Source organism: Jidongwangia harbinensis (genome assembly GCF_020216025.1).
Lineage (GTDB): Bacteria > Actinomycetota > Actinomycetes > Mycobacteriales > Micromonosporaceae > Actinoplanes > Actinoplanes harbinensis.
On the sequence record NZ_JAIWNC010000010.1, the window covers coordinates 111,293 to 133,611 of the forward strand.

Annotated in this window: 19 protein-coding genes; 8 read left to right on the forward strand and 11 right to left on the reverse strand. The window is 73.6% G+C overall.

What is annotated here, in order from left to right; all coding sequences use genetic code 11:
* Window positions 1-35 precede the first annotated feature (35 nt).
* The gene (locus LDL48_RS15370; RefSeq protein WP_225255790.1) at window positions 36-593 is read left to right on the forward strand and encodes a hypothetical protein; all 558 of its coding nucleotides are present in this window, start codon (window positions 36-38) and stop codon (window positions 591-593) included.
* 6 nt (window positions 594-599) lie between these two features.
* Here LDL48_RS15370 and LDL48_RS15375 read toward each other — a convergent pair whose 3' ends face one another.
* The 3 genes from LDL48_RS15375 to LDL48_RS15385 all read right to left on the reverse strand — a co-directional run bounded on the left by LDL48_RS15375 (window position 600) and on the right by LDL48_RS15385 (window position 5,077).
* Window positions 600-983, reverse strand: coding sequence for a hypothetical protein (locus LDL48_RS15375; protein WP_225255791.1), 384 nt, complete (start codon window positions 981-983; stop codon window positions 600-602).
* Between the two features lie 14 nt (window positions 984-997).
* Window positions 998-2,842 carry a hypothetical protein gene (locus LDL48_RS15380; protein WP_225255792.1) on the reverse strand — a complete coding sequence of 615 codons (1,845 nt, stop codon included), beginning with the start codon at window positions 2,840-2,842 and terminating at the stop codon, window positions 998-1,000.
* Between the two features lie 138 nt (window positions 2,843-2,980).
* Entirely contained in the window at window positions 2,981-5,077 is a 2,097-nt protein-coding gene (locus tag LDL48_RS15385; RefSeq protein ID WP_225255793.1) for a serine/threonine-protein kinase, read from the reverse strand.
* Between the two features lie 120 nt (window positions 5,078-5,197).
* Here LDL48_RS15385 and LDL48_RS15390 point away from each other — a divergent pair, with 120 nt between their 5' ends.
* Both LDL48_RS15390 and LDL48_RS15395 read left to right on the forward strand, forming a co-directional pair.
* Complete coding sequence (locus LDL48_RS15390) at window positions 5,198-6,262, forward strand: M14 family zinc carboxypeptidase (RefSeq protein ID WP_225255794.1); 1,065 nt, start codon at window positions 5,198-5,200, stop codon at window positions 6,260-6,262.
* Window positions 6,263-6,378: 116 nt separating this feature from the next.
* Complete coding sequence (locus LDL48_RS15395; protein WP_225255795.1) at window positions 6,379-6,861, forward strand: GNAT family N-acetyltransferase; 483 nt, start codon at window positions 6,379-6,381, stop codon at window positions 6,859-6,861.
* On the opposite strand, the gene LDL48_RS15400 is transcribed toward LDL48_RS15395, so the two are convergent.
* A complete protein-coding gene (locus LDL48_RS15400) occupies window positions 6,858-8,108 on the reverse strand; it encodes an aminotransferase class I/II-fold pyridoxal phosphate-dependent enzyme (RefSeq protein WP_225255796.1) in 1,251 nt (416 codons plus the stop codon). The two genes, LDL48_RS15395 and LDL48_RS15400, sit on opposite strands and share 4 nt — an antisense overlap.
* Before the next feature lie 9 nt (window positions 8,109-8,117).
* A complete protein-coding gene (locus LDL48_RS44525) occupies window positions 8,118-11,252 on the reverse strand; it encodes a putative bifunctional diguanylate cyclase/phosphodiesterase (RefSeq protein ID WP_225255797.1) in 3,135 nt (1,044 codons plus the stop codon).
* Window positions 11,253-11,471: 219 nt separating this feature from the next.
* Between LDL48_RS44525 and LDL48_RS15410 the strand changes: the two genes are divergently transcribed.
* The 3 genes from LDL48_RS15410 to LDL48_RS15420 are packed head-to-tail and all read left to right on the forward strand — an operon-like array spanning window position 11,472 to window position 14,325.
* Window positions 11,472-12,593, forward strand: a complete 1,122-nt coding sequence (locus LDL48_RS15410) for a hypothetical protein (RefSeq protein ID WP_225255798.1) — start codon at window positions 11,472-11,474, stop codon at window positions 12,591-12,593.
* Entirely contained in the window at window positions 12,590-13,498 is a 909-nt protein-coding gene (locus LDL48_RS15415; protein ID WP_225255799.1) for an ABC transporter ATP-binding protein, read from the forward strand. The genes LDL48_RS15410 and LDL48_RS15415 overlap by 4 nt, the downstream gene beginning before the upstream one ends.
* Window positions 13,495-14,325, forward strand: coding sequence for an ABC transporter permease (locus LDL48_RS15420; RefSeq protein WP_225255800.1), 831 nt, complete (start codon window positions 13,495-13,497; stop codon window positions 14,323-14,325). Before LDL48_RS15415 ends, LDL48_RS15420 begins: the two co-directional genes overlap by 4 nt.
* On the opposite strand, the gene LDL48_RS15425 is transcribed toward LDL48_RS15420, so the two are convergent.
* The 3 genes from LDL48_RS15425 to LDL48_RS15435 are packed head-to-tail and all read right to left on the reverse strand — an operon-like array spanning window position 14,322 to window position 17,432.
* Window positions 14,322-15,089, reverse strand: a complete 768-nt coding sequence (locus tag LDL48_RS15425; protein ID WP_225255801.1) for an esterase/lipase family protein — start codon at window positions 15,087-15,089, stop codon at window positions 14,322-14,324. The two genes, LDL48_RS15420 and LDL48_RS15425, sit on opposite strands and share 4 nt — an antisense overlap.
* Window positions 15,090-15,116: 27 nt before the next feature.
* A complete protein-coding gene (locus LDL48_RS15430; RefSeq protein ID WP_225255802.1) occupies window positions 15,117-16,451 on the reverse strand; it encodes a TolB family protein in 1,335 nt (444 codons plus the stop codon).
* A 51-nt stretch (window positions 16,452-16,502) separates the two neighbouring features.
* Complete coding sequence (locus LDL48_RS15435; RefSeq protein WP_225255803.1) at window positions 16,503-17,432, reverse strand: DMT family transporter; 930 nt, start codon at window positions 17,430-17,432, stop codon at window positions 16,503-16,505.
* A 65-nt stretch (window positions 17,433-17,497) separates the two neighbouring features.
* Here LDL48_RS15435 and pdxR point away from each other — a divergent pair, with 65 nt between their 5' ends.
* Window positions 17,498-18,922 (forward strand): MocR-like pyridoxine biosynthesis transcription factor PdxR, encoded by a 1,425-nt coding sequence (pdxR, locus tag LDL48_RS15440; protein WP_225255804.1) that lies wholly within the window; start codon window positions 17,498-17,500, stop codon window positions 18,920-18,922.
* Between the two features lie 11 nt (window positions 18,923-18,933).
* On the opposite strand, the gene LDL48_RS15445 is transcribed toward pdxR, so the two are convergent.
* Window positions 18,934-19,593, reverse strand: coding sequence for a response regulator transcription factor (locus LDL48_RS15445; RefSeq protein WP_225255805.1), 660 nt, complete (start codon window positions 19,591-19,593; stop codon window positions 18,934-18,936).
* Complete coding sequence (locus LDL48_RS15450) at window positions 19,581-20,852, reverse strand: sensor histidine kinase (RefSeq protein ID WP_225255806.1); 1,272 nt, start codon at window positions 20,850-20,852, stop codon at window positions 19,581-19,583. Before LDL48_RS15450 ends, LDL48_RS15445 begins: the two co-directional genes overlap by 13 nt.
* 171 nt (window positions 20,853-21,023) lie before the next feature.
* On the opposite strand from LDL48_RS15450, the gene LDL48_RS15455 reads away from it, so the two are divergent.
* A complete protein-coding gene (locus LDL48_RS15455) occupies window positions 21,024-21,233 on the forward strand; it encodes a hypothetical protein (protein ID WP_225255807.1) in 210 nt (69 codons plus the stop codon).
* 10 nt (window positions 21,234-21,243) lie between these two features.
* Here the strand turns inward: LDL48_RS15455 and LDL48_RS15460 are convergent, their stop codons facing one another.
* On the reverse strand, window positions 21,244-22,296 hold the full coding sequence (locus LDL48_RS15460) for a LacI family DNA-binding transcriptional regulator (RefSeq protein WP_225255808.1): 1,053 nt from the start codon (window positions 22,294-22,296) through the stop codon (window positions 21,244-21,246).
* Window positions 22,297-22,319: the final 23 nt, after the last annotated feature.

Genomic DNA, 22,319 nt, shown 5'->3' on the forward strand with positions numbered 1-22,319 from the left:
CCACGCTCCTCCGGACCACAAAGGAGGGACTGGCGATGGCTTCAACTGTGTGGCGGCAGCTGCCGGTGCTGATCGCGGTGCTGGCAGCCGGCGTGGCCTGCTCGTCGGACGCCCCGGACTCCGGGACGCCGCGGGTGGCCACGCTGAGCAGCGCCGGCAGCACCCCGTCGGCGTCGGCGGCGGCGGAACGCCCCCGGGAACGGCTGGACACCACGCCCGAGGAGGCCGAGGCGATGCGGAGGCCGTACGACAAGTGCCTGACCGAGAACGGCGCGCCGAGCAAGAGCGACTCCGTCCGGCTGACCGGCGCCGCGCGGGACAAGGCGGCGAAGAAGTTCGAGGCGGCGAACCGGATCTGCGAACCGTTGTACCTGCCGCTGCCACCCTGGGAGAAGGACCCGGCCAACCCGGAGGCCAAGGACTTCGCCCGCGACGTGGTCACCTGCATCAAGGGCAAGGGCGTCCGGTACGTCGAGGTGAGCGAGGACGGCATCAACCTGTCGTTCGGCGGGAAGAACAACCACGCCGAGTCGATCCGCAAGGGCCTGGACGTGTTGCCCGACTGCGAACGCGAGGTCGCCGCCCGGAACTGATCCTGGTCAGGCCCGTCCGGTCAGCCAGCTCATGACGTGCGCGACATGGGCGCTGAAACGTACCCATTTGACGGTCTGTGTCTCCGGCTTCCGACTGACCTCTTCCCGCAACTGGGTGTACCGATTGACAAACTCGTCCGGTTCCTCGGCAAAATGTTCGTCCGCCGGACCCACTGGTGGGCAGACCGCCACTTCCGGATCGTCGGCCTCACGTTTGAGGCTACGCAACGTCAGGTCCCAGGCGCGTTCCAGGCGCTGCGGGTCGTCGAACAGGGACTCCTTGACGGCCGGTTCCAGATCGACGTAGTCCTGCCGTGCCACCACCCAAATCGCGTCGTTGATGACAATCCGGTCCGGACGGCTGGCGGGGGACTTCTCGGATTCGGTCACGATGCTCCCATCCCTCAGTCCGCCGAGTGTGCCGAGCGGTCAGGCTGTCGGCGCAGCAGATCCCGGTAGTGCACCAACTTCAGTGCGAACCGGTAGTAGATGTACAGGAAGTTGGTGAGCGACAGAATCGACAGGACGACCCAGGGCGTCTCGGTCACGCCCAACAGCGACCAGCCTGGGTGGTGCGCCGGTGTCACGGGGCCTCCACTGGTCGGTGCGGTCATCAGGTACGTCATCATCGAGATGATCGACACTGTCCCGGTCACTATGAGGGATAGCCGGGCCAGAAGCGACCCGCCGACGAGCGCGTTCCGTTCGGCGGAAAGGCCGAACCAGGACGCCACGACGGCCGGTAACGCCAGGGCCACCGCGGGATAGTCGCTTTCCGGGGACACCCGGTTCTGCGATATGAGATAGCCGACCACCATGATCAGTGCAGTGGTGACCAGCGCCGTCACAGCGGCCTGCGCGCGTGAGCCCGGCGGGACCTCCTTGAAACGGACGACCAGGCCCAGACCCTCCATGGGTACGGTGGTCCGGCCGAAGCCGCGCATGTAGACATGGACGAAGTTCTGCCCACGGCGTCGTTGCAGGCGGAAGTAGTGCCGGTCGGAGAAGCACTGCTGCGGGACCGATTCGTCGTCGTGCCGGCACTCCTCGGTGGGGCCGTCTGTCCGGTCGCTGCCGTTCCACTGCTCCCTAACCAGCCGCCGGCAGTGACGGCAGACCAGGCTCTGCTCGAAAACGTACTTGCTCTCCGGCGCATTCAAGCGGAGGTGGTAACTAGCCGTGGTCAGGGCGAGATCAACGCCGACGCCGACCTGGGACGGCTGCACGCCCAGCCCGATGCGGGCCAGGCCCCGCCAGCGCTTCAGCACCCGGGTGAGGCGGTTCGCCGATCTGTCGTGCGGATCGGGGTCCGCGCTCAGCGACGCGGGCGTGAACGCACGCTCGTACTTCAGGAGGACCCGCCCGCCGGTCACCAGCGCGGGATTGACGACCGCCACGATCGGGTAGGTGCCGCACAGCGTGACGACGTACTTTTTGATCTGCCGGTGCGCCGTCTCCGGTAGACCCAGCGGCACCAGCTCCTCCTCCACCTGCCGGCGGGCTGCCTCCATCTCCAGCTGTCCCCGGGCGGCGAGGAGCCGGAGCAGATGGTTCTCCACCCCCTGCAGCTTCTCGTCCGGCCAGTTGGGGTCGGCGGTCAGGTCGGTGTCGGCCCGGGCGTTGGCCAGCAGCAGCCGCAGGCCCGCGGCGGCGAGGCGAGTCGTCTCCTCGTAGGTCAGGTCTGCCAGGGAGTTGTTCTCCGCGTCGCGAAGGTGGAATCCGTCCAGCAGCTCACCCTTGCGCGGGTAGAGGAGCGGCACGTAGAGGAACGTGTCCGGGTCTTCCCGTCCGGTCGGCAGGTCGAACTCGACGACGACGTGCTGCCGCATCGACCGACCGTCCAGATCAATGGTCTCCACCACCCGGACCCGATGGTCGACCGGCTTGGTCAGTAGCTCCACGAACGTCGACACGGCCTGCTTGTAGTCGTCCTGCAGGCGCTGGGCGGCCTGCTTCTTGGTGGCCCGGATCCAACGGGGTAGGGGGAACGAGACGGTGGAGGGCGCCGCCGTGTGGCCGTCGAGCTGTCCCCGCCGGAGCGCGAACAGCACCAGCGCGATGACCGCTCCCGCCAGGGCGAAGCCGATGCGTGCGAACAGTTCCCAGATCTGCCACCCGGCGTCCGAGCTGCGCAGAAACCCGCTCGCCAGGGACATCGCCAGGCAGCCGACGGCGACCACGGCAAGCAGGCACTTCCCGGCGAAGGCGAGAACGGAAGCGCGACCCGGCTCTCCGGCGTACGGCGCCATCGCACGCTTCCCTTCCGGGACGACAGCACCGGCCGGCGGCGTGACTGCACCGTCTTTGCGCTGAGTGTCGGTATCAACCCGAACTGTAATCGGAGTCCGGCTCGTTGTCCGTCGTTCCCGAGCACCGCCCCGGCCCGGTCAGTCCTCGTCCGGGCGGAAGCTGTCGAAGACCAACTGCAGGTCGGAGCGGGCCTCGTCCCATTCGGAGTCCTGGGTCTGCCACCAGATCCCGTACGCCTGCTTGTCGGACACCACGACGCCACGGTTGTTCACGTGCTGGCGGGAGCCCTCGTTGAAGGTGAACTCCCAGTCCGCCGCCTTGCGGAAGTACCGGACCGGGTCGATGCGGATCTCGTCGTACCCCGGGAAGTCACCGATCGACACCCGGTACTCGGCCTTGCCCTTCCAGTCGGCGACCGGGTCGGACTCGGGCTCGTCGGTCTGGTCGATGCCCAGCGTCCGGCCGTTGCCGCGGAAGTACACCCTGCCGTCCTCGTCGATGGAGTGCCGCCAGGAGCGGTGGACGTAGACCGAGAAGCCGGTCGGGTCCTTGTGCTCCCGCCAGCCCGAGGGCAGCGGCGGCCGGGTGCGGGCCGTGGCGTTGCCGTTGCGCGGCGGCGTGCTGGTCGCCGGCGCCGCGCCGCCGCCGTCGCTGCCGCCCGGGGCGGTCGGGCTCGGCGCGGCGGACGTGGGCGCGGTGGTGGCCGGGGTGCTCGGCGGAGCGGCCGTGGTGGTGGCCGGTGCGGCGGGCGGGTCGGCGGTGGTCCGGCCGGACTCCTCCGAGCGCAGCGCCCACCAGGACACCGTGCCGACGACCAGGGCCAGAAGGGCGGCCGCGACCACCACGAGCAGGCGGCGGCGCCGGGCCGGAGCGGACGCGGGCCGGGCGGCCGGTGCCGTCGGCGCCGGCGCCACGGCCACCGCGGCCGCCGGCGGGGCCTCGGGCGGCCCGGCGGTGGGTGTGTCGCTCGGCCGGGCCTCCGGCGATGCGGCGGAGGATGCCTCGGTCGGCTGGGCCTCGGCCGATACGGCGGTGGGGACATCGGTCGGTCGGGCCTCGGGCGACGCGGCGGTGGGTGTGCCGGTCGGTCGGGCCTCGGCCGACGCGGCGGTGGGTGCGTCGGATTCGGCCGGTTCGGCCGACTTCTGCGCCTCGGCGGGTTCCGAGACCTCGGCGGGTGCCGGCGTTTCCGTGGGTTCCGGCGCCTCGGCGGGTGCGGGCGCCTCGGCCGGGGATGCGGCGGTGGTCCCGTCGGCGGCCTCGGGTGCCTCGGCGGCCGACGCCCTCGGGCCGTCGGCAGCCTCGGCCGGAGCTGCCGGGGACTCGTCGGCCCCGGTAGCCGCTGCGGCCCCGGCGGCGGCGGCCGAGCGGCGCGGCCGGGGAACCCCGCGCCGGCCCCGGCGTTCGGCCGGGACCTCCGCACCGGCGGCGACGCGCAGCAGCCGCTCGGTCTCGGCGGCGTCGATCCGCTGCTCCGGGTCCTTGCGGAGCAGCCCGTCCAGCACCGGCGCCAGCACCCCGGCGTGCTCCGGCGGGTCCGGTTCGTCCGCGGCCAGCGCGGTCAGCGTGCCGAGTGTCGACTCGCGGTGGAACGGGGACCGGCCCTCCACCGCGGTGTACAGCGTGGCGCCCAGCGACCACAGGTCGGAACCGGGGGTGGCGACGCCGTTACGGGCCCGTTCCGGCGACATGAACTCCGGCGAGCCCAGCACCAGGTCGGCGCGGGTGACCACGCTGTCGCCCTCGATGGTGGCGATGCCGAAGTCGGTCAGCACCACCCGGCCGTCGTCGGCGAGCAGCACGTTGGCCGGCTTGACGTCACGGTGCCGGACCCCGGCGCGGTGCGCGGCCCTCAGTGCGGCGAGGATCTGCAGGCCCATCTGGGCGGCGCGGCGCGGTTCCAGCGGTCCGTCGGCCGCCACCACCTCCTGCAACGAGCGGGAGGGCACGTACTCCATGACGATCCAGGTGCGGCCGTCGGCCTGCAGCACGTCGTACACCTGGACCACGTTCCCGTGGCTGAGGCGGGCCGCGGCCCGCGCCTCGCGCAGCGTGCGCCGCTGCACCGCATCCCGTTCGCCGGCCATCAGCTCCGGCGGCAGGATGATCTCCTTGACCGCGACGTCGCGGTCCAGCGTCTCGTCGCGGGCCAGCCAGACCTGGCCCATGCCGCCCCGGCCGAGCGACTCGCCCAGCCGGTATCGACCGACGAGGAGGGTGGGGGCGGTGGGCATGACACCGCTGTACCCGATCCGGGCGCATGCCACTCCACCCATCCGTGATCATCCGGCGGGATTGTCCGATCACTCATAGGGTGGCGGTGTTCATCCATCGCCCTCGATCAGGGAGGCCTGGTGCGATCAAAGCTGCTCGCCGCCGCGTCCGCGGCCGCGCTCACCTCGGTCCTGCTCGCCGCGCCGGGGACGGCCGCCGCCGAGCCCGTTCCGCGGCCGGTGGCCGCCGACCGGTTGTCCGTCCTCGTACCCTCGGATCTGGTTCCGCCCGCACCAACCCCGGAGGAACTGCGCCGCGCGCTCGGCCGGATCGCCCGGGCCAGCGACGGGCGGGTCCGGATCGGCTCCGCGGGCCGCACCAACGAGGGCCGTCCGATCCGGCTGGCCACGGTGGGCCACGGCGGCACCCGCCTGCTGTACGTCACCCAGCAGCACGGCGACGAGCCGCTCGGCACCCCGGCCGCGGTCCGGGCGCTGTGGGCGCTCGGCGTGCCGGACACCGCCTGGCACCGCTGGCTGCGCAGCCGGATCACGGTGGACGTCGTGGTCCAGGCCAACCCGGACGGCGCGGTCCGCAACCAGCGCTACAACCACGACCCGGGCGCGTCCGGCCCGTACGCGGAGCCGGGCGTCGGGTACGACATCAACCGCTTCCACAATCCGCTGACGCCGGCCGCCGAGAACCCGGTGCCGGAGTCGCGTGCGGTGCTGCGGCTGTGGCGGGCCACCCGGCCGGCGGTCGTGGTCGACTACCACATGCAGGGCCGGTACCTGCAGCCTGACGGGCGGGAGACCACCGCGTCGATCCTGTGGCCGACCAGCCCGCTGGCCGGGGAGGCGGCGGTCACCGCGTCCCGCCGGCTGGCGGTCCGCAACTACGACGCCATGCGGTTGCTGGCCGGTGCGAACGTGACGCGCTACCCGGGCGGCGACTACGAGGGCATCGCGCGCAACGCGTACGGCATCCTGGGCAGCGCCTCGCTCCTGGTGGAGCTGAGCAACCTGCCGGCCGACCGGGTGGAGTTCCAGATCCGGTCGGCGTTCGTGTCGATGATCGCCACCGCGCAGGGCGCGGCGGACCGGACGCTGTGGCGCGCCGACCCGGCCCGCGCGGACACCGTCGAAGAGCGCGGCCCGGAGCTGCCGGGCGCGGCGACCGCGCTGCGCCGGGCGGACGCGGCCTGACCGGCCGCTCGACGGTGGTGTGCCACTGGAGCGCTCCAGTGGTACACCACCGTCGGTATCGGGCCCCGACAGGCGCACTGGTGTTCCCCTCGGGCGCGACCGGACATGATTGACCGATGAGGCTAGTGCCGTACGCCGAGGACCACCGGGACCTGACCCTGGCGCTGGAGTCCGACCCGCGGGTGATGGGCCACCTCGGCGGCGTGTCCACCCCCGAGGTGGCGGAACGGGTGCACCGCTGGCGGGTCGAGGCGCCGGCGCGCGGGGACCTGTTCGTCGGCGTCGTGCCGGACGGTGCGACCGCGCCGGTCGGTCTTCTCGGGGTGTGGCGCAGCGAGATCGGCGACGACACCGTGTACGAGCTCGGCGCGATGATCCTGCCCGACTTCCAGGCGCAGGGTGTCGCCTCCGGGGCGTTCTACCTGCTGCTGCCGCAGGTGCGGGCGGCCGGAATCACCCGCCTGGACTCGTTTCCCGGGGTGGACAACGTGGCGTCCAACGCGATCCTGCAGCGGATCGGGTTCGTCCGGGTGGGCGAGCGTGACCTCGACTACGAGGGTCGGAGCCTGCGCTGCGCCCACTGGACCCGCGACGTCTAGCTCTCCCGGGCCCGCAGCATCGGGGTGCCGGTCGGGCCGGCGGCCAGCCAGCTCAGCGTGCCGAGCAGGTCGTCGATCTGTGCGTCGGAGTGTGCCGCGGTCATCTGGACGCGGAAGCCGACCTGGTCGCGCGGCACCCCCGGGTACGGCGCCAGGGTCACGTACACGCCGCGTTCGAGCAGCCGGTGCGCCACCCACACCAGGTCGTCCGGGTCGTGCAGCGGGATCTCGATCAGCGGCAGGCCGGACCGGTTCGGGGTGTACACGCCGAGCGCGGCCAGGTGGTCGAGCACCCGGGCGGTCTTGCGGTGCAGGTCGCCGCGGAGCGCGTCGCCGCGGGTCTCGTTGATCTCCAGTCCGGCGAGGACGGACGCCAGCGAGGCGGTCGGCACCGGCCCGGAGTAGAGGTACGGCGGCGCCGCCACCTTGAGGTGTTCCTTGACGTCGCTGGGGCAGGCGATGAAGGCCAGCAGTGACGAGTACGCCTTGGAGAAGCCACCGACCAGGATGATGTCGTCGTAGCTCTCGCCCTGGTGTCGGACCACCGCGTTGCCGCGGGAGCCGTACGCGGACGTCTCCCCGGGGTGCCGTTCGCCGATGATGCCGAAGCCGTGCGCGTCGTCGAGGTACAGCCGGGCGCCGTGCCGGCGGCAGACCGCCGCGATCGTGGCCAGGTCCGGGGTGTTGCCGGTCATGCTGTTCACGCCGTCCATGCAGACCAGCCGGGCCGCTCCGGCGGGCGCGGCGGACAACAGGTCCTCGAGGTGGCCGGCGTCGCCGGAGCGGAACCGGTGCACCGTCGCACCGCGGCCGCGGGCGTGTGCGCAGCCGTCGTAGATGGTTCGGTGCGCCCGCGAGTCCAGGAAGATGTGCCCGCGCCCGGCCAGCGCGGGGATCACCGACAGATGGATCTGGCTGATCGTCGGCAGGACCAGGGTGTCCGGTGCGCCGACCAGTTCGGTCAGCCGTTCCTCGATCATCGGGTACAGGCGGGGGTTGCCGAGCATCCGGGACCACCCGGGGTGGGTGCCCCAGCGGCGGACCTGGTCGTCGATCGACGCCATCACCTCGGGGTCCAGGTCCAGGCCGAGGTAGTTGCAGGAGGCGTAGTCGGTGAGCCAGCGGTCGCCGATCCGGATCCGGCGGCCGTCGACCTCGTCGATCACCTGATCCCAGAGGCCGGCCTTGGCGAGCTGGGAAACGTTCTGGTACGCGGACAGGGCCGGGTCGTCGATCTCCAGCGTCATGCCTAGATGTTAGGTGGAATGCATGATGCGGTGGAGGGTTGCGCTTTCACTGAGCGGGCGGTCGAACAGATATCCCTGGCCCAGCCGGCAACCCGCCTCGGCCAGCAGGCCCTGCTCGGCGGCGGTCTCCACGCCCTCCGCCACCACGTCCAGCGACAGCGTGGCGGCCAGCTGGATGATGCCCCGGACCAGGTCCAGCTGCTTCGGTGAGGTGGTGATGGTGTCCACGAACGACTTGTCCAGCTTGAGGGTGTCCACCGGGACCCGGTGCAGGTAACTGAGCGACGAGTAGCCGGTGCCGAAGTCGTCGATGGAGACCTTGATGCCGGCCTCGCGCAGCCGGGCGATGTCGGTCTGGATGTCGTCGTGCTCGCCGAGCAGCAGGCTCTCGGTGATCTCCACGGTCAGCAGGTGCGCGGGCAGGTCGCGCCGGGCCAGCTCGGCGAGGACCTGCGCGACGAAGCCGGGGGAGCGGAACTGCCGCACCGAGACGTTGACGCTGACGTACGGCGGGTCGTCCGGCCGGCAGCGGCGCCACTCCGCCGCGGTGGCCACGGCCGTGCTGAGCACCCAGGCGCCCAGCTGCACGATGAGGCCGGACTCCTCGGCAACCGGGATGAAGGTGGCCGGAGGCACCATGCCGCGGGTCGGGTGCGGCCAGCGGGCCAGGGCCTCGAAGCCGACGGTACGGCCGGACACCATCTCCACGATCGGCTGGTAGTGCAGCAGGAACGAGTCGTCCGCGAGCGCCAGGTCCAGCTCGGTCCGCAGCTGCATCCGCTCGATCACCTGGGCGTGCAGCGACGCCTCGTACCGGCGCCAGCGGGCGCTCGTGCCGCTCTTCGCGTTCGCCAGCGCCACGTCCGCCTGGCCGAGCAGCTGCTTCGCGGTGGTCGCGTCGTGGGTGGTGGCCACGCCCACCCGCAGGCGCGCCGTGACGACGCTGCCGCCCACCTGGAACGGGGTCCCGGACACCGCCACGATCCGCGCCGCGAGGTGTTCGAGGCTCTCCGCGTCCGGCGCGTCGTCGATCACCGCGCCGAACTCGTCGGCACCCAGCCGGCACACCGTGCCGTGGCCGGCGACCGCCGCGGACAACCGCCCGGCCACCGCGACGAGCAGCTGGTCGCCGACCTCGTGTCCCATGGTGTCGTTGACGATCCGGAAGTCGTCGATGTTGATGATCATGACGCCGGCGGTCTGCTTCCCGATCGCCGCGGCCGCCGCGGCCGTGCTCACCAGGTCCTGGAACCGCAGGCGGTTGCCCAGGCGGGTGAGCGGGTCGAGGTACGCCCGGTCGATCAGCTCCTGCTCCAGCCGGCGGCGCTCGGTGACGTCGCGGACCGTGATCACCAGGCCGTGCACGCCCGGTTCCCCGCGCATGTCCCGGACCGCCACCTCGACGTGCACGTGTCCGCCGTCCGGCCGGCGGACCAGCCACAGGTGCAGGCCGTCCGGGTCGCCGCCGGCCCGCGCCGCGTCCAGGGCGGCCCGGACCTCGGTGCGGCGGTCCGGATCGATCACGTCGAGGATGTCGCCGCCGGTGAGGTCGGGCGTGCCGAAGACCGGTTCGGCGGCCGGGCTGGCGTACGTCACCCGGTTGTCGTCGTCGATGATCGCGATGACCTCGGTGGCGTTGAGCACCAGCGTGCGGAAGTACGCCTGGCTGTCCCGGCGGCCGATCTCCCGGCGCAGGGCGATGTGCCCGAGCATGGTGGCGGCCTGACCGGCGAGCACCGGCAGCGAGTCCTGCAACGAGATCAGCGGCAGTTCGTCCGCGCCCACGAACAGGTCACCGACGCGCTGCGTGCCGACCGCGAGCTGGCAGTGCAGCGCGAGTTCGTAGTCGGCCAGGTCCGCGGCCACGTGCTCGGGCAGCGTCCGGACGTACCGCAGCGTCACCGCCTCGGTGGGGTCGGCGGGCTGCTCGCACGGCCCCTCGGGTGACTGGACGTGCAGCACCACCCGGTGCACGGTGCCCGGCGGCAGCATCTGCCCGACCGCGTGCCGCAGCACGCTGCTGACCTGAGCGGTGTCCGTGGAGACGAGCAGCGCCTCGCAGGCCAGCCGCAGCTGCCGCTCGCGGGCCAGGGTCTGCCGGAGGCTGGTGGCGACCGCCGACATCCGGGCCAGGGCGAGCAGGATCATCACCGCGGACACCGCGGCGATGACGATGCCGTCCAGCACCGGTCCGCGCAGCGCCTGGATCAGCAGCGCCGCCGGGGCCAGCAGCGACGCCACCGCCAGTACGCCGCGGCGCAGCGCGACCTGGCTGCGGGTCAGCACCCGCGGCTCGGTCAGCGCGGTCATCGACGGGTGCAGCACGGCCGCCCCGCCGATGAAGGTGAACGCCATCCAGCCCACGTCGAGCGGGCCGCCCAGCTGCCAGTCGCCGTTCAGCCGGTCCAGGCCGTAGAGGACGTCCGCGGTCAGCAGCGCGGCGCCGGAGGCCAGCAGCAGCGTGACGCTCCAGCTGCGGGCCGCGGTGAGCGCCAGCCGGGCCAGGATCGCCAGGATCAGCACGTCGGTCATCGGGTACGCGACGGAGACGGCCTTCTGCGCCGCGGTCAGGTCCGGGTTCTGCAGGTTCGGGTTGATCAGGAACGTCCACGCCAGGAAGCCGGCGCCGATGGTGAGGATGACCGCGTCGATCACCGCGGCCCGGTCCGACACCGCGGCGCCGGAGCGGGCGAGCATGACCAGCCCGATCAGGAACAGCGGCAGGGACACGCCGAGGAAGACCAGGTCGGCCGGGGACGGGTACTGGCCGGGCGGACCGGTCAGCGCCACCACCGTGCCGATCGGGAACGCCAGGTGGCCGGCGCAGAGGAACAGCCAGGGCAGGTACCGCCGGGGCTGGTTGACCACCAGGCCGCCGATCAACGCGGCGATCGCGGACGTGATGATCAGGAACCAGATCGGCACGACCAGGTCCGGCATGGCGAGGTAGGCCACGCACAGCAACGAGGTCCAGATGCCGTACGCCACCAGCACCGCGCGCACGGTCAACCGCCCGCGGTGGGGTGGCCTCGGGTACGCCGCGCTGAACCGCTCGACCTCCGCCAGCGTCACCAGGTCCGGTCGGTCGGCCGGCCGGTGGTCGGCATCGACCGCCGCGACCATACGGCGTTCGTCAGTGCTCACAGTCACCCACCCGCGGCGCCTCCCGGTACGCCAGCCTGGACATGGCTGACAGTCTGCACCTCTCTTCGGCCCTGTGGACACGGAACTGAGTCTTGATCGAATCGAACGCCCGGCTCGTACCGGTAAGCGAAGTTCCCGACCTCGTGACCGGGCCGGGCAGCGAGCAGAAGAATACGACCCGGGGGTATTCCGGTCCACCCGCGGGTACGGTTGCCACCCATGGGCGCGGGCGGCACGGTCGTACGAGCCGAGGCGAGGCGCCGATGGGCCCTCGTCCTGGCCGTCGTCGTCCTGCTCGGCAGCGTGCCGGCGGTGCTCGCCGCCTGGCCGGTGCGCGCCGCCCGGATCGACGCCGGAGTGCTGCGGGAACGGATCGCCGCCTCGGCCGCCCAGCCGTACCACGGTTTCGCGCAGAGCACCGGGCTGCTCGGCCTGCCGCCGCTGCGCAACCTGGAACAGGTCACCGCGCTGGTCAGCCGCACCACCCAGATGCGCACCTGGTACGCCGGCCCGGACCGTGGCCGGGTGGACGTCGTCGGCGGCGGCACCGAGCGCGACCTCTACCGCACCCCGGACGGCCAGTACGTCTGGGACTACGGCGCCAACCAGCTCACCCGCGTCGTCGGCGACCAGCCGGTCCGGTTGCCCACCGCGGCCGACCTCACCCCGCCGGAACTGGCCCGCCGGCTGCTCGCCCTGGCCGCCGGCGACCGGGTCGAGCCGCTCGCCGGGCGCCGGGTGGCCGGTGTCGCCGCGGCCGGGCTGCGGATCGTGCCGGCCGCGCCGGGCACCACCGTGGCGCACGTCGACGTCTGGGCCGACCCGGCCAGCGGACTGCCGCTGCAGGCCGAACTGACCGCCAAGGGCGGCGCCCGCCCGGTGTTCGTCAGCCGGTTCCTCGAGGTCACGCTGGGCGTGCCGGACGCGCGGGTGCTCACCCCGCCGGCCGCGCGCCCGGGCATGGGGTTCACGGTCACCGCGGTGCCGGACGTGCTCGGCGCGCTGAACCGCTGGCAGCGCTCCGCCGGGCTGCCGGACCGGCTGGCCGGCCAGCCGCGCCGGGACGCCGTCGACGGCACCGACGCGGTCGGCGTGTACGGCACCGGCCTGGCCCGGTTCGTGGTGCTCGGCGTGCCCCGCCGGTTCGGCGCCGAGGCGTACGACAACGCCGAGGCGTTCGGCCGCAGCATCGAGATGCCCGGCGGGCGGGCCGCGCTGCTCGCCACCGGTCTGCTCACCGTGCTCGTGGTGCAGGGCGACCGCACGTACCTCGCGGCCGGCCTGGTCGAGCCGGCCACGCTGGAACGCGCCGCCGCCGACCTCGCCGGAGCCGCCGCATGATCGTCACCCGGGGCCTCACCAAGACGTACGGCCGGGTCACCGCGGTGGACGGGGTCGGCCTGGACGTGCACGCCGGCGACCGGTACGGACTGCTGGGCCCGAACGGCTCCGGCAAGACCACGCTGGTCCGGATGCTGCTCGGTCTGGTCTTCGCCACCCGCGGCGAGATCGAGGTGCTCGGCCTGCCGGTGCCCCGCCGGGTCCGGGACGTGCTGCCGTCGGTGGGGGCGATGGTGGAGGGGCCGGGCGCGTACCCGCACCTGTCCGGCCGGGCCAACCTCACCCTGTTCGACGCGGCCGGGCCGGGCGGCGGGCGGCGGGACCGGCGGCGGCGGGTGGACGAGGCGCTGGACCGGGTCGGGCTGGCCGGCATCGACCGGCGGCCGGTGCGGGCGTACTCGCTGGGCATGCGGCAGCGGCTGGGCCTGGCCGCGGCACTGCTGCGCCGGCCCCGGCTGCTCATCCTGGACGAGCCCACCAACGGCCTGGACCCGCGCGGCATCCGGGAGATCCGGGACCTGCTCACCGAGCTGAACACGGACGGCACCACGGTCTTCCTCTCCAGCCACCTGCTCGGCGAGATCGAGGCGCTGTGCACCCGGGTCGGCGTGATGGACCGGGGCCGCCTGGTGCTGCAGGACGACCTCGCCACGCTGCGCGCACCCACCGGCCGCGTGCTGGTCGGTACGCCGGACACCGACCGGGCGGTGGCCCTGCTCGACGGCCGGGTGGAGCGGAGCGACGGCGGGACGCTGACCGTACGGCACCCGGACCCGGCCGCCCTCAACGCCGAACTGGTCGCGGCCGGGGTCCGGGTCAGCGCGGTGGCGGCCGAGCGCCGGTCGCTGGAACAGGTCGTCCTGGACGCCACCACGACCAGCGCGGACCGGGTGGAGGCGGCGTGATCCGGGTCGAGCTGGTGAAGATGTTCCGCCGCCCCCGCACGTACGTCGTCGCCGCCCTGCTCTGCGGGCTGCCGCTGATCGTGGCGGTGTTCCTGGCCACCACCCGGATCCCGCCGCCACCCGGGCAGGGCGGCGCGTTCCTGTCCGCGGTGCTGAGCAACGGCGCGCTCTACCCGGCCGCCGCCATGGCCCTGGTGATGCCGGTGTTCCTGCCGGTGTCGGTGGCGGTGCTGGCCGGCGACGCGGTGGCCGGCGAGGCGTCCGCGGGCACGCTGCGGTACCTGCTCGTCCGGCCGGTCGGGCGGACCCGGCTGCTGGTGGCCAAGCTGGTCGCGCTGGTCGCCTTCGTGCTGTTCGCGATCGTCGCGGTGCTGGTCACGTCGTACCTGACCGGGGTGGCCCTGTTCGGCTCGGAACCGGCCGCCGGGGTGGCCCTGCCGGCGGACGTCACCTCGATGTCCGGCGTCACCATCACGCCAGCCGGGCTGGCGCTGCGCCTGCTCGGCACGGTGGCGTACATCGTGGTCTCGATGCTCGGGGTGGCCGCCATCGCGCTGTTCCTGTCCACCGTGACCGACTCCGCCCTGGGCGCCGCCATGGGCGCGCTCGCCGTCCTGGTCACCAGCCAGGTGCTGGTCACGCTGGACGCGGCCGCGGCGGTCCAGCCGTACCTGCCGACCCGCTACTGGCTGGCCTGGATCGACTTCTTCCGCGATCCGATCCTCTGGCGCGACATCGAACGCGGCGTCGGCATCCAGGTCGTCTACCTGCTGGTGCTGCTCGGTGCGGCGTGGGCCAACTTCACCACCCGCGACGTGACCAATTAGGCGGGACAGGAGTCCGGTGCGGCCAGCGGCGCGGTGCCCAGGCCCTGCAAGACCAGCCCGGTGACCGCCGGATCGGTGGGCAGGGCGCCGTGCGAGACCCGCGACTGCGGGCAGAGGCTCTGCACCGGTACGTTGACCGCGCCGTCGAGCCGGGCCGAGTCCGGTGGCTGCACCGTCTCGTCGTTCTCGGTCCAGATCGACAGCCAGGGCAGGCCGTCCGGCAGCGGGGTGTCGTCGAGTTCCTCGAGCAGGGCGCTGCCCGGGGCGAGCTGCCGGCAGGCCGGCGGGCACGAGTCCGGGGCCAGGGCCGCGCCGAGACCGGCGACCCGGGTGCCGTGCAGCGGGGACCCGAGCGTGACGATCCGGCGGGCCACGGTGGCGCCGTCGTGCCGGTCCACCCACAGCCGGGCCACCACCCCGCCGGCCGAGTAGCCCACCAGGTCCACCGAGGGCGCGCCGTCGGCCAGGGCGGCCCGGACCGCCGCCTCCAGCGTCTCCGCCTGCACCAGCAGGTCGCCGGTGCCCTCGCCGGGCAGGGTGACCACCCGGGCCACCCGGCCGGCCGCGGTGAGGCGACCGGCCAGCCGGGTCAGCGCGCCCCGCCCGCCGCCGTACCCGGGCACCAGCAGGACCGTGCCCGGCCGGGCCTGGTCCGGGCGGGTGCCGGGGTCGCCGCCGGCGCGCAGCCGGACCGCCGTCACCGCGGCGACCACGAGGAGCAGCGCCACGGTGGCGGCGATCAGGATCCGGCGGCGGGGCGACACCCGTCCATCATGACCGGCGCCGCGGAATCACCCGGGCAGGTCGGTGATGAAGACGTCCAGCTCGTCGTTGGTGTCGCCGTCGACCAGGTTGGTGGCGTTGGAGTCGTAGACCACCCGGCGCCCGTCGGGCGTGATGTTGGCGTTGACGCTGTCCAGGTCGCCCTGCTCGCCGGCGCTGTTGCGGCTGACCAGCAGCGTGCGGCCGGTCTCCAGGTCGCGCAGGAACACGTCGAAGAGGTCGCCGTTGGTGTCGGATCCCACCAGGTTGCTGGCGCCCGAGTTGAACACCACGTAGCGGCCGTCCCCGCTCAGGTCCGGGTCGGCGCTGGGCTGGTTGCCCTCGGCGCCGGTGTTCGACACACTCACCCGGACCGTGGTGCCGGCCACCGTGTTCCGCACGAAGGCGTCGGCGGCGCCGTTGGTGTCCCCCGGAACCACGGCGGGGTCCTCCGACCAGAAGCCCACCGATCCGTTGTCGGTGACCGAGGTGCCCCGGCTCTCGCCCGCCACCTGGCGCTCGTCGTCGGTGACGCTGGCGCGGACGGTCGTGCCGGTGCTGAGGTCGCGGACGAAGATGTCGCCCGCGCCGTTGGTGTCGCCCGGCGCCAGGGTGGACGCGAACGACACGAATGCCACGTACCGGCCGTTCGGGCTGACCGTGGGCGAGAAGCTCTCGCCGGCCGGCCGGCCGCCCGGGTCGACGCTGACCACCGTGGTCGCGCCGGTGCGCCGGTCGTACCGCAGCACGTTGCCCGGTCCGGCGCCCGGCACCAGGTTGCCGGCCTGCGACTCGTAGACCACGTACCGGCCGTCCGCGGTGATCGACGGGCCGTAGTTGTCGCCGTCGGCCTGGGCGCCGTCCGCCGCGACGCTGATCCGCTCGGTGGTGCCGGTGCGGGTGTCGTGGACGAAGATGTCGTGCCACTCGTTGGTGTCGCCGGGCACCAGGGTGCCGGCGTACGAGGCGAACGCCACGTACCGGCCGTTCGCGCTGATCGACGGGCTGTAGCTGTCGCCGTCGGCCTCGGCACCGCCCGTGGAGACGCTGATCCGGGTGGTGGTGTCGCGGCGGAGGTCGCGCAGGAAGATGTCCGCCTTGCCGTTGGTGTCGCCGGGCACCAGGTTGGTCGCGACGGAGTCGAACGCGACGTACCGCCCGTCGGTGCTGACCGCGGTGGACAGGCTGTAGCCGTCGGCCTGGGCGCCGCCGGTGGCCACGCTGACCCGGCTGGTGCCCGGGGCCGCGGCGGCCGCGGCCCCGGCCGGCACCGACACCACGCCCAGGACCGTGGCCACCCCGGCGATGCCCAGCGTGCGGGCCAGATGATGCGTGCGGCTGCGGGCGGGTCGGGGAACGTGCATGCCAACTCCTTCGACGACGATGCTTGCCGGACCGACGGTAATCATCCGCTGTCATCGATGGTGCCCGCTGTCCCGTTCCGGACGCAGACCCAGCGTCAGGCCCACCGCGACCAGTGCGACCCCGGCCCAGACCAGCGGCCCGGGCAGCGGCCCGCCGAGCAGCACCCCGGTCACCCCGGCGGCGATCGGCGCGATGCCGGTCAGCAGGCCGGCCCGCCCGGCGCCGAGCCGGCGGACGCTGGTGTACCAGAGCACGAACGCCACCGCGGTGACCAGGACCGCGAGGAACCCGCCGGCGAGCAGGTCGGTACCGCTCAGCCGGGCGGTCGCGGTGGGGCCCTCGACGGCGACCGCGAGCACCCCGAACATCAGCACCGCCAGCCAGGTGGCGTGCACGGACACGCCGACCGGGCCGTGCCGGCCGAGCACCGGCACCGCCAGCAGGGTGAACGCGGCCTCGCAGGCGAGCACCACGGCGGCCCAGCCGAGCCCGGCGGCGTCACTGCGGCCGATTCCCTGCACCAGCCCCGCGCCCGCGGTCACCACCAGCGCGGCGAGCACGACGATCCGGCTCGGGCGGCGCCGCTCCAGCATCGGCCCGAGCACCGCGAACAGGATCGGCACGCAGGCCACGGCCACCCCCAGCACCGCCGGTTCGGCGTGCTCGGCGCCGCGGACCAGCGCGATGTTGAACGCCACCAGTCCGGCCGCGGTCACCCCGAGCAGCCACAGCCACTCCGCACCGCGCGGCGCGCGCAGCCGGGTGCCGGTGACCCGGGCGAACCCGACGAGCAGCACGCAGGCCAGCGCGTACCGCAGGGCCTGGACGGTGAACATCGGCGCGTCGGCCAGCGTGCCGGACACGGCGACGCTGCCGCCGACGAACGCCATGCCGGCCGCGCCGGCGGCCAGCGGCCAGCCGATCCGCGGACGGGTGACGGGTGTGGAAACGGGCGGGAGGATGGTCTCGACGGGAGTCACGAACCCATGATCTGCCCGGCTGTGGTCCACTTGAAGGACCAATCCAGCGTCGAGGAACAGGACCAATGAGTACGGGCTCCGACTTCCTGCAACTGCGCCCGGCCGCCGCCCCGGCCAAGGGACTGACCACCTGGCTGGTGGACGCGCTGCGTACCGCCATCCGTCAGGGCCGGTTGCCGGAGGGCGCCCGGCTGCCCTCCACCCGGGTCCTCGCCGCCGACCTGGCGGTGTCCCGCGGCGTGGTGGTCGAGGCCTACCAGCGGCTCGCCGACGAGGGACTGGTCGGTGCGCACACCGGGGTGGGCACCGTGGTCACCTCGCTGGCCCGGGCGCCGGAGGTCCGGACGGCGGTCGGCGCGCCGGTCGAGTCCGGCCCGTTGCGGATGCCGCTACCGGCACCACCCGGCATCGCCTTCGACCTGTCGCCGGGCGTGCCGGACCTGTCCGCGTTCCCGCGCGCCGCCTGGCTGCGGGCCGAGCGCGCGGTGCTGGACGACGCCACCGCCGCCGACCTGGGCTACGGCGATCCGCGGGGCAGCGCGCCCCTGCGCCGGGAACTGGCCGGCTGGCTGGGGCGTACCCGGGGGATCCGGGCCGGCGCCGACGACCTGCTGGTGGTGGGCGGTGTCGCGCAGGCCCTCGCGCTGCTCGCCCAGACCCTGCGGGCACGCGGCGTGACGGTCGCCGCGGTCGAGGACCCGGGCTCGCGCGGCGCCCGGGACCAGATGGCCCACTGGGGACTCGGATCGGTCCCGGTCCGCGTCGACGGCCACGGGATGCGGACCGACGACCTCGCCGCCAGCGGCGCGGACGTGGCGGTGCTGACGCCGGCGCACCAGTTCCCGACCGGCGTGGTGCTCAGCCCGCACCGGCGCCAGGCGCTGCTCGGCTGGGCGGCGGCTGCGGAGCGCCTGGTCATCGAGGACGACTACGACGCCGAGCACCGCTACGACCGGGCGCCGGTGGCCGCCCTGCAGGCGTCCGCCCCGGACCGGGTGGCGTACACCGGCAGCACCTCCAAGTCGCTGGCCCCGGGGATGCGGCTGGGCTGGCTGATCGCCCCGGCGCCGATGCGGGCCGACCTGATCGCCGCCAAGCACGCCAGCGACCTGGGCAACGCCGCTCTCCCGCAGCTGGTGGTGGCGCACCTGCTGGCCACCGGCGGGTACGAGCGGCACCTGCGCACGGTCCGCAAACGCCAGCGGCAGCGGCGCGACGCGCTGCTGTCCGGGCTGCGCGCGGAGTTCCCGGCCGTCCGGGTCGAGGGGGTCGCGGCCGGGCTGCATCTGCTGGTGACGCTGCCGCACCTGGCGGGGCGCGCCGACGACACCGAGCTGGCCGCGCGGATCGCCGCGGCCGGCGTGTTCGTGCACCCGCTGTCCTGGCACCGCCGCCTGCCCGGGCCGCCCGGCCTGGTGCTCGGCTACGCGGCCGAGCCACCGGACCGCCTGCACGAGGCCGGCCGCCGGATCGCCCGGGTGGTCCGGTAACGACCCGGCGGTCAGCCCCGGTGCTGGCCGTTCTCCAGGTAGTGCAGCACCGCGGTGACCCGCCGGTCGGTCTTGTCGGTGGGCGCCAGCTCCAGCTTCGCGAAGATGCTGCGGATGTGCTTGTGCACCGCGCCCTCGGTGACCCACAGCCGCTCCGCGATCGCCGTGTTGCCCAGGCCCTCGGCCACCAGCGCCAGCACGTCGAGTTCGCGCGGGCTGAGCCGGTTCAGCCGGGTGTCCGGCCGGGTCCGGGCGAACACCTGGGCGACCACCTCCGGGTCGATCGCGGTGCCGCCGTCGGCGACCCGGTGCAGCGCATCGAGGAACTCCTCGACCCGGCCGACCCGCTCCTTGAGCAGGTAGCCGAGGCGGGCGCTGCCGTGCGCCAGCAGGTCGGTGGCGAAGGCCTGTTCGACGTACGCCGACAGCACCAGCACCGCCAGGTCGGGCCGGCGGCGGCGGGCCTCGACCGCGGCCACGATGCCCTCGTCGGTGTGGGTGGGCGGCATCCGCACGTCGACGATCGCCACGTCCGGCTTGTGCTCCTCCACGGCGGCCAGGAACTCGTCCGGGTTGCCGGCGGTCGCCACCACGTCCAGCGACTCGGCGCGCAGCAGCGACGCCAGTCCCTCACGCAGCAGTGGTTCATCCTCCGCGATCACGATCCGCACGGCAGGCTCACCTCCAGGGTGGTCGGGCCGCCGGGCGGGCTCGCCAGCGACAGGGTGCCGTCATGGGCCTCGGTCCGGCGGCGGATGCCGGCCAGCCCGGAGCCGGTCTGTTCGTCCGCGCCGCCGCGGCCGTCGTCGGTGATCTCCAGCCGGAGCAGGCCATCCTGCTGGCGCACGTCCACCGCCACGTGCGCGGCCCCGCTGTGCTTGGCCACGTTGGTCAGCGCCTCGGCCACCACGTAGTACGCGGTGGCCTCCACCGACGCGGCACACCGCTGCGGCACCTCGGTCCGCACCCGGCACGGCACCGGGCTGGCGGCGGCGAGCGCGCTCAGCGCGTCGGCGAGGCTGCGGTTGCTCAGCACCGGCGGCAGGATGCTGCGGACCACCGCGCGCAGCTCGGCCAGGGCCTGTTCGGCGGCGCCCTGCGCGCGTTCCAGCGCGGCCTCCGCCTCGGCCGGGTTGCGGGTCATCGCCCGCCGGGCGGCGCCGAGCAGAACGGTCACCGCGACGATCCGGTTCTGCGTGCCGTCGTGCAGGGAGCGCTCGATCCGGCGCAGCTCGGCCGCGTGCGCGTCGAGGGCGGCGGCGCGGGTGGCGGTGAGTTCGGCGACCCGCAGCATCAGGTCGGTGCCCGGCGGCGGGCCCAGCAGCATCCGGCCGGTCCAGGCCTGCAGCCAGGCCATCGGCTGCGCGATCACCGCGGTCAGGATCAGGCAGCCCACGCCGAGCAGGCCGATGCCGATCGCGCCGAGCCAGTCGTCGATGGTGGCGAAGAACGGGTACGGGTTCCGGTCGGCGGCCGGCAGCGCCTGCCAGTACACCGGGTAGAACAGGTCCTGCAGACCGCGCAGCGGCAGTGCCAGGCCGATCATGCCCATGGCCGAGCCGGCGACGGCGTGCAGGCTCACCCAGCCCACCTCGCGGCGGGTGGTCGGGTCGGTGACCGCCGCACGCAGGGTGTCCGGCTCCGGGCCGGCGCCGATCACCTCGGTGCCGGCGCGGGACAGCCGCGCGCGTTCCCGGTCGGCCACGTACCGCACCCCGTGCAGGGCGCCGGGCAGAAGCAGGAAACCCACCCCGATCAGGCAGGTGATCAGGCAGGCCAGCAGCCACAGCAGCACGATCAGCGCGAGCGCCGCGGTGCCCAGGCCACCGACCAGGTGCTCCAGGCTCTCGATGATCAGGCGCAGCCGGTGCAGGAAGCGGTACGACCAGGCCGTCTTCGTGCCGGCTGGGCGCGCGTCCGTGGTCGACATCCGTACCTCCTTCGGCCCGGAACGATAGGCCACCGGTGCCCGCCACGCCCACCTGTACGCCCAGGAGTACAGCCTGCTGTACCCCGGTCGTCCCCTTGGCGGGATCGGCGTCCGGCGTCGTCCCGCATAGCGTTCAGGGCATCACCGAACAACCCGATCGAGGAGACCGTCATGGACCTGCAGCAGCGCACCGCCACCGGCAACCAGCACGGCACCGTTCTCCGTCCCGTGCTGTGGGTGGTCCTCGTGATCAGCGCCGCGCTCAACGCGGTGTTCTCCTCGACCCTGGAGAATCCTCTGGTCGGCGTGGCGTTCGGCCTGGTCGCGCTGTCCGCCATCGCCGGCCTGGTGGTGCACCATTACCGCCATCGGCAGGACTGAGCGACGACGATCAGGGCGTGCCGGGCCGGCGCGCCCTGGTGCCGTTTCCGGGTGGGGGAGCGGTGCTGTCCCGCAGGACCAGTTGCGCGGTGGCGTGCTCCACCCGCGCGCCCTCGCCGTCCGGCTCGCGCAGGGCCAGCGACATGGCCCGCACGCCGATCTCCTCCAGCGCCAGCCGGACCGTGCTGAGTGCCGGCGTGACGTCCACCGAGATGGGCATGTCGTCGAACCCGATCAGGCTGATCCGGCCGGGCACGTCCAGTCCCCGGTGCCGCAGCGTGGCCAGCGCGCCGATCGCCATCGAGTCGTTCAGCGCGGCCAGTGCGGTGAGGTTCGGGTGGCGGTCCAGCAGCGCCCCGGCCGCCACGGCGCCGCCGTTGCGGTCGAAGTCGGCGTACTCGATGTGGCGGGTGGTGAGCCGGCGCCCGTGGTCGCGGGCGGCCCGCCGCAGTCCGGCCAGCCGGTCCGTGGTGGTGGTGAGGTGGCGTGGCCCGGCGATGACCCCGATCGCGGTGTGCCCGAGGCGGTAGAGCGCGTCGCCGGCGAGGTAGGCGCCGTGTTCGTTCTCCGGCACGATCGCGTCTCCGGCGTGCTGGTGCCGGCCGATCACCGCGACCCGGCCGCCGGTGCTCTCGTACAGGCGTAGCTTGCGGTCCAGCCGGGCGGTCACCGGCGCGTCGTGGTACCCCGAACCGGCCAGCACGATGGCCGCCGTCTGGTGGGCGTGCAGCAGGTCGACGTACGCGAGTTCGCGTTCCGGGTCGCGGTAGCTGTTGCAGATGATGACCAGCCGCCCGTGGTCGGTGGCGACCCGCTGGAGACCGCGGGTGATCTCCGCGAAGTACGGGTCGGAGACGTCGTGCACGATCACCCCGACCGCGCTGCGGTGCGCGCGGGCCAGTTGCTGGGCGTTGGCGTTCGGTACGAACTGGAGCTCGTCGACGGCGGCGAGCACGCGCTCACGCAGCGCGTCCGCGACCGGTTTGGGGCTGTTGTTGATGATGCGGGACACGGTCGCGGTCGAGACCCCCGCCCGCCGCGCGACGTCCGCGAGAGTCGCCACGCGAGCAGACTAGCCTACCTGCG